Origin of the sequence: Collinsella sp. AF28-5AC (assembly GCF_003457875.1) — a bacterium.
Taxonomy (GTDB): domain Bacteria; phylum Actinomycetota; class Coriobacteriia; order Coriobacteriales; family Coriobacteriaceae; genus Collinsella.
On record NZ_QRTA01000027.1, the window covers coordinates 1 to 6,834 of the forward strand.

Below are 6,834 nucleotides of genomic sequence, written 5' to 3' on the forward strand. Positions count from 1 at the left end.
TTTGTCTCCACCCGCGTAGCGGGTGGTTTAAAGCTGGCCGCTGCGCGGCCAGCGGACTAAAGTCTTGAAAATCAAAATTAAGCAATTGCTTAAAACAAAAAAGGTCAGGCACTAGGTGCCTGACCTGCAAACTTCTGGTCGGGACGACTGGATTCGAACCAGCGACCCCTTGACCCCCAGACCCCTATTTTTGGCTCTACCTGTGGTTTTTTTATTATAGCACGCGCAAATAGCGCATGTAAGCTGTTTCCGCATATGTAAATTAACGCAGGTAAACACAGGTTTCTACATCTCGTTATAATTCGACTTACAAACTCATGGTGCAGCTGTTGATTCTCTGGTGACTCCGGAGCGCCCAGAATCGACAGCACTCGGGTTTTCGCAGGCAGAAATGTCTATCTGGAATCAAAAAGTGTTTTGGGGAGAATCATGGCAAACGAAAAAGACTGCAATAAGAACTTACGCATATGTGGAAACGGATCCGTCAGGAAGAACAAGGGGAAGTGGCAGGCCATCGTCACCCTCGTCGACGAGGGGTCGGGTGAGCGCACGCAGAGGACGAGGAACACGGGCATCGCGTGCTTTGCCGAGGGCACCCGCGGCAAGAAGGCCGCCCTCGATGCGCTCGCGGATTTTAGGCACGAGATCGAGGCGGAACTCGCCGAAATCGAGGAACTGAGGGCAGCAGTCGAGGAACGGCAGGCGAGGCTCGAGGCGGACGATTACGCGCTTCTCCCCTTGAGCGCCGCGCTCGAAAAGTTCATCGACTTCTGCCTGCAGATGAACCGGATAACCCCGACCACGCGAGACGACTACCACTTCAGCGCCCTGCACATCGAGCGCGATGAGCTGGGAACGATCCCAGTGAACGAGGTGACGACCGACGACATCAACGCATGGTCCACGCGCAGGATCGCGCTCGGGACTGCCCCCGACACGCTCAACAAGGCGTTTAAATTGGGAAAGCGCCTCTACACCGTCCTCGTCAAGCGTAGCAACGACACAATCGGGAAGAACCCGTTCGACGGTGCGCTTGCACCCCGTATCATGGGAAAACCGCGCAACGCGCTCAGGTCGGACCTCGTGCCGAAGCTCAACTCCATTTGCTCCATGATGCCCGATTCCCGTTTCAAACGCGCGGTCGTGCTCGCCCTGCACACTGGTATGCGCATCGGGGAGGTCTGCGGCCTGCGGTGGTGTGACGTGGATCTCGAAGCGGGGTCGATCTCGGTCAGGCACTCGGTGGCATATGCGAAGGGGATGGGGTCCTTCATCAAGGACACCAAGACCCATGACTGCAGGTCAATCCCTATCGACCCCGTGGGCCTTCTCCCCTTCCTGAAGGAGATTTATGACTTAGACCTCAGAAAGTTACGCCTGCGCGGGCTTACCGGCTCGGTCGAAATCGGGGATTGCTACATCCTCTCGGAGCCGGGCGCGACCTTCGCGACAACCAGCTATATCCGCAGGGCGTTCAAGACGTTCTCCGAGACCAATGCGCTCATGGGGACGAACGACGAGCTGATCACCTTCCACGGCCTTCGCCATACCTTCGCAACGCAGTGGATCCGCCAAGGCGGCGACATCAAGGCACTTCAATCGATCTTGGGACACAAGGACGCCATGGTCACCCTCAACGTCTACGCCGACATCGAGCCGATTTCCAAGATTCACAATATGCTCCGCGTCTCGCCGTGCCTGTGGCGCGGCTACCTCGGACTTCGAGTCGATCCGGGTCCGATGTTCCAGCAGCGTATCCAGGAGGCTATCGAGACGCTCCAGGCATTCGGGTACGGCATCACTGAGCCAGACGACCGCAATATCGTCATCCGCGACGTGAAGACGATCAGCCGGCTCTACCCCACCGAGTATGCGGCGGTACTGGGCGCGATCCCGACCGAGGCGACGGTACTTTGATATAAAGACCGCCGGCGGTGACGGTTCTGGACACTGTCTGGTAAGGCGCATCCCCCGATTAGCGGGGAATGCCCATTGTTTTCTGTTGATATCAGTAGTTGCTCCTCGGGGTCGGTATCGCGCTGTCATCGGGATAGCGGAACTTGACCTTAATGCCCGTGCGCTCAAGCTCGCATGCGATTGCATTGGCGGTCGCGTTCGCCTGACCGAACGGACCCGCCTCTCGACCGAATCGGTCGTATGTGGCCTGGTCCCTGTAGTACGTTATCGATACCGCAGCCGGCTCTCTGCCGAGCTCTTCAATCCGCTTTTCAACTACGTAGCAGGCGAATGCCACCTGTTGCGCCTGCATATCAAGCGCTCGGTCTAGGTATCGCCATGCGGCTTTAGAGATGCGATACCTCGTCTGCTTGGGGTCCTCCCAGCTCTTGACGGTCTTGATATTGATTTCAAGAGCATCCGCCACGTCCTGCTGTGTGAGTCCGAGCTGCTCGCGCTGAGCCCTGAAATCAGCTTTTCCTCTTGCCACTTCTATTTACTCCTCTCATATCGATTCTTCTCATACTTCCTGCTTTCATCCGGGCGCGGCATTGGGGTTGCCATGTGGCTGCCAATCGAATCGATTTCTCTTTGAAGTGTGCAGGAAGGTATGGATATCTCTGAAGTGTTGCCGCCGCGGCAAGAGCATGCGTCCTGAACGGCTTATTCATAAGCTGGAGACGGTCTTGCAATCCAATCCGAAGGGAGCCGCACATGCATGCAGCGGAAATTCCTTTCGGGGGGGGGTATCTCGCAGATTTACCCGCCGCCTGAAAGGGCAGTCAACTATCGAGTACGTCTTGGTCATCGCGATCATCGGCCTGGTGGTCCTGATCGCGGGGCCGTGGGTCTCGTCTGCAATCAGGAACCAGTTCAACCTCGTGGCGGGGACACTCGGCAACGGGATCAACAAGGGTAGCTGGGAGTCGGGCGGCATCGGCGGCGGCAACGGGACGCTGACCGATGCCGACATCGTGGACCCACAGAACGGTACGGCGTTCGCCGTGTACTCCGAGGACGACCACAGCCTCATGTTCTACAAGCGGAAGGGTCTGCCCAAGGTCGGTGACATGCTGAACAGTCGCAGGGTCACGGCGGTTTATACGGGGTTCGAGACAGCTTTTTATTCCGCAACTTGGGATGCTGAGCATTCCTCTGTAAACAATGGACCAGCTAACACTCCTTGGTATGAGCACCATGGCGAGATCGAATCCGTTTGCGTTGTCGATTTTGGGATCAAACCGTACAGCCTGTCATTTTGGTTCCAATTTTTCACTGCAATGAAATCCGTCAATCTCAAGAGACTCAATATGTCAGCATGCGCCAATTGGCAGCACTCATTCTGGCACTGTGAGTCCTTGCCCGCGCTCGACCTCTCTGGGATGAATGTAGCGCGACTCGACTGCATGGAGTCGATGTGTACGGGTTGTTACTCACTCAGAAACGTCAGTTTCGCAGGATGGAAAGGTTTCCCAACTGCCACTGGCATTATGTTCTCAAGTTGCTCTAATCTCGAAAGTATCAATTTCGGCAATATGGACTTCTCAAAGATCACGGATGTACACAGGATGTTCTTCAACTGTCGTTCTCTAACCCTCGACTGCACTAATTGGAACATCTCCGCCAACATACGGCATGATCTCTTCAATGCTGGTGCTCCTAGCGTAATCGCGCCAACGGTTTGGGCAGCGAAATGATCCCCGTATCCTTTCCACGTAGCCATGTAGCTCTGTGGCTCCGTAACCGTGTATCTGTGTAGCCGGGTAGTTCGATTGTATTCAAATGTGTCAGGACATTCCGGGTTTGTAGATGCTATAATATCCTTGCTCTCGAACGAGAGTTCAGCCCCGGCTGGTAAACCTGACGTTCGGCGTGGTGTGCGTCTACACGCATAGCGGGCATGGCCGCGATAGAACTTCCCATGTATAGGGGTTCGACCCCGCAGCGCCCCGATGCTTTCGGGGAGAGCTGACTGGCAGGCAGTAAACCGGGATATAGGCTGTCCGGAGGGAGGGGCTTTGCACCCCTCCCTCTTTTTTGGCATCCGGTTCGCGCTTGCCAAATACCGCTGCGGCATGACTCGCTGGGTTTCCACTGTCCGGTCAATCCTTGTCGAAAAGACAAGGAGGACTTTATGAAAGCCGACAACAGAGACGTACAGCGAATTTCCAATCTCGCCAAAGGATACGACCGCAATCTCTGCGGGAAGGATTTCCTCATCTGCTATGGAGAGGAAGGCAACACCCGCATGCTCGAGGTAGCCTTTTCAAAGAAACGCTTCAACTATCTCGTCGGCATTGATATCGGGCAATGCCATGTCAAACCGTGGGTACTCTATAAGAAAGCGGTCGCTGGGACGTTGACTCCGCGTGACTTGGGAAGCTCGCTCTCGCAATACTTCCCCTCTAAAGCCTTGGCGGCACGTATGATGAATCTCTTCGCCAGTTCCGCCACCCATGTCAGCAAGGTCGACCCCCTATCAACCCGAGTCAACGCCGAGATCTGGATATCGGGCGTTGCAGCACAATTCGCCATCGGGTGCCTAAAGGTAAATGCCGAATATCACAGCTCATCCTGCTATGTGCCGAGTAGCCTGCAGCTTCTGAAACCCGAAAAAGTAGACAAGAAGTCAAGCGGTGAGCGAATGCCTATCGTCGCCATGCTCAGCAAAGACGCATCGGCAAAAGGCTACGACACCCTTCTCTACGTCAACGATCAACTGCTCGAATCCAGCCGCGACAGCCTCGGATTCATCATCCGCAGCTTCGGGGATACCGATACCCTCCGGACATCCTATCCGGTCATCATGGACACGATCATGGGCTTGGATCCTGATAAGGATATGAATCTCGACGACCTGTTCGAGGACAAAACCGCCCTCGCTCACGAACTCGATGAGCTCAATCGGCGGCGAGAGAGCTTCAGGAATATACTGTCGCACTCCCCCGCCGATAAGAGCGGTAGGTAGCTACGTGGGCAGGCGGCTATGCGTGTAGCCATGTAGCCCTGTATTCGTGTAGCACGGTAGTCGCGTAACGGTGTATGCCTGCATGTCGCTACCTTTGTCCCGCTGTCTCGTTCTGCCCAATAGGTTGCTAACGTCTGGATATGGTCAGTACTCATTGGAGGTCGATATGGGTTTTCCCGCTACCGAAAGTTCCGTCAGCCAGATTATCGAGAAACTCGATTCATTACCGAACAGCGCACGCGATACAGCCGTAAACAACAGCATTGTTCCATCCGATAACCTCGCCGGCCTTGGAGAGAGCGTCCTCAAGCTCTACAGCGAGTCAAGCCCGTCCGCCCGCGAGGCTATCGCAGAGATGTTCGAACTGGCCTGCAACGAACCGTTCGACAATTGGCTTGACAGGGTCGAACGCATCTGCGATGGATTCTCCAAGCAAAGAGAGTGCGTTCGGGAATTCGATTCGCTTCACGAAGCGATTGCCGATGCCCTCGATTCGGAAGGATGGACCGTCTCCGACGAGACGTACGCAATCTCGGATATCTGGAAATCGAGCGGGAAACAGACCTTACCGGTTACGACCTCATACTCAACATCGACCTGCGCGGCAAAGATATGGACTCTGCCAGCGATTGGATGTCTGCAGTCCGCGATCTCGTCTACAGCTGGGATCCGGTCGAGGAGGCACTTATCGCCGCGGGATGCCCGGACGCTCCCTCGGTCGACCGAATCATCGAAGACTTCAAATCTACCTATGAGAGCTCAATCTCCGGTATCGAAGCTGCCTGCCAAATTGTCACCAGCGCATGGGATGAGAAAACTGCGGCGGAAGACGTCCATTCGGAATCGCTCGACCATATTTGCGAACGAGCAAGCTCTGCCATCGATGACCCGATGGATGATTCTCGCGCGGTTGGGCGCAGCGAGGATATCGATAAGTAGCCAGCGACCTGCGGGAGAGTGTTGCAGCCCAATAGCCAGATAGCTTGGTAGCAATGTGGCTTGGTAGCAATGTGGCTCGGTAACCAGGCAGCCCCGTAGTCCAGCAGCACGATAGGCATGCAGTTCGGCAGCCGACGATAGCGAGTTTCCTATCTTCGGGTGAAAACAATAATAACGACCAGTTATGCCACGGGGTGCCATTACGGGCACCCCTTTGTTTTTTTCAAAACTTTAGTCTGCTGGCCGCGCAGCGGCCAGCTTTAAACCACCCGCTACGCGGGTGGAGACAAACGGCTTTACAAAGCCACCCCTCCGACCGATATTGACGATTGTTCAGGCCGTCAAGAATTCGAGTCGAAGGGGTGGTCGCCATGGCCCAGAAGGCCTACAGCCTTTCCCACACGAAGTGGATGTGCAAGTACCACATCGTGTTCACGCCGAAGTATAGGCGCAAAGTGATCTACAACCAAATCAGGAGCGACATAGGGGAGATCCTCAGGAAGCTGTGCGAGTACAAGGGGATCGAGATAATCGAGGGGCACCTGATGCCCGACCACGTGCACGTGCTGCTGGCGATCCCGCCGAAGTACAGCGTCGCGAGCGTCATGGGCTACCTGAAGGGGAAGAGCTCGCTGATGATATTCGACAGGCACGCCAACCTCAAGTACAAGTTCGGCAACAGGAAGTTCTGGGCGGAGGGCTACTACGTGTCCACCGTCGGCCTGAACGAGGCGACGATCGCCAAGTACATCAGGGAGCAGGAGTCCCACGACATCGCGCTGGACAAGCTGAGCGTGAAGGAGTACGAGGACCCCTTCAAGAGGGGGTGATGCCGCCGGTTCGACCGGCGCGCCACGGGTCAAGACGCACTAGGCCTGGACGAAGTCCGGGCCCGCGCCTTTAGACGCGAGCCCGGGGCCCGTGGGTTATACCCTAAGAGCAAACCACCCTTTTTAAGGGTGGTTCTGATT

General features: G+C 55.7%; 6 protein-coding genes. 5 read left to right on the forward strand and 1 reads right to left on the reverse strand.

Annotated features, from left to right (window positions below):
• Window positions 1-429 precede the first annotated feature (429 nt).
• Window positions 430-1,917, forward strand: coding sequence for a site-specific integrase (locus DWZ01_RS10360; RefSeq protein WP_117848953.1), 1,488 nt, complete (start codon window positions 430-432; stop codon window positions 1,915-1,917).
• Window positions 1,918-2,008: 91 nt separating this feature from the next.
• Here the strand turns inward: DWZ01_RS10360 and DWZ01_RS10365 are convergent, their stop codons facing one another.
• Window positions 2,009-2,446 (reverse strand): DNA-binding transcriptional regulator, encoded by a 438-nt coding sequence (locus DWZ01_RS10365; protein ID WP_158557031.1) that lies wholly within the window; start codon window positions 2,444-2,446, stop codon window positions 2,009-2,011.
• A 310-nt stretch (window positions 2,447-2,756) separates the two neighbouring features.
• On the opposite strand from DWZ01_RS10365, the gene DWZ01_RS10370 reads away from it, so the two are divergent.
• The 4 genes from DWZ01_RS10370 to tnpA all read left to right on the forward strand — a co-directional run bounded on the left by DWZ01_RS10370 (window position 2,757) and on the right by tnpA (window position 6,693).
• Window positions 2,757-3,653, forward strand: a complete 897-nt coding sequence (locus tag DWZ01_RS10370) for a BspA family leucine-rich repeat surface protein (RefSeq protein ID WP_158557032.1) — start codon at window positions 2,757-2,759, stop codon at window positions 3,651-3,653.
• A 437-nt stretch (window positions 3,654-4,090) separates the two neighbouring features.
• Window positions 4,091-4,924, forward strand: coding sequence for a PBECR4 domain-containing protein (locus tag DWZ01_RS10375; protein WP_117848959.1), 834 nt, complete (start codon window positions 4,091-4,093; stop codon window positions 4,922-4,924).
• Between the two features lie 501 nt (window positions 4,925-5,425).
• Window positions 5,426-5,863 (forward strand): hypothetical protein, encoded by a 438-nt coding sequence (locus tag DWZ01_RS10380; RefSeq protein ID WP_117848961.1) that lies wholly within the window; start codon window positions 5,426-5,428, stop codon window positions 5,861-5,863.
• A gap of 371 nt (window positions 5,864-6,234) precedes the next feature.
• A complete protein-coding gene (gene tnpA, locus DWZ01_RS10385) occupies window positions 6,235-6,693 on the forward strand; it encodes an IS200/IS605 family transposase (protein WP_055287554.1) in 459 nt (152 codons plus the stop codon).
• Window positions 6,694-6,834: the final 141 nt, after the last annotated feature.

Coding starts and splice junctions, on each gene's coding strand:
- DWZ01_RS10360 (WP_117848953.1), top strand. CDS start 430: ATGGCAAACGAAAAAGACTGCAATAAGAACTTACGCATATGTGGAAAC.
- DWZ01_RS10375 (WP_117848959.1), top strand. CDS start 4,091: ATGAAAGCCGACAACAGAGACGTACAGCGAATTTCCAATCTCGCCAAA.
- DWZ01_RS10380 (WP_117848961.1), top strand. CDS start 5,426: ATGGACCGTCTCCGACGAGACGTACGCAATCTCGGATATCTGGAAATC.
- tnpA (WP_055287554.1), top strand. CDS start 6,235: ATGGCCCAGAAGGCCTACAGCCTTTCCCACACGAAGTGGATGTGCAAG.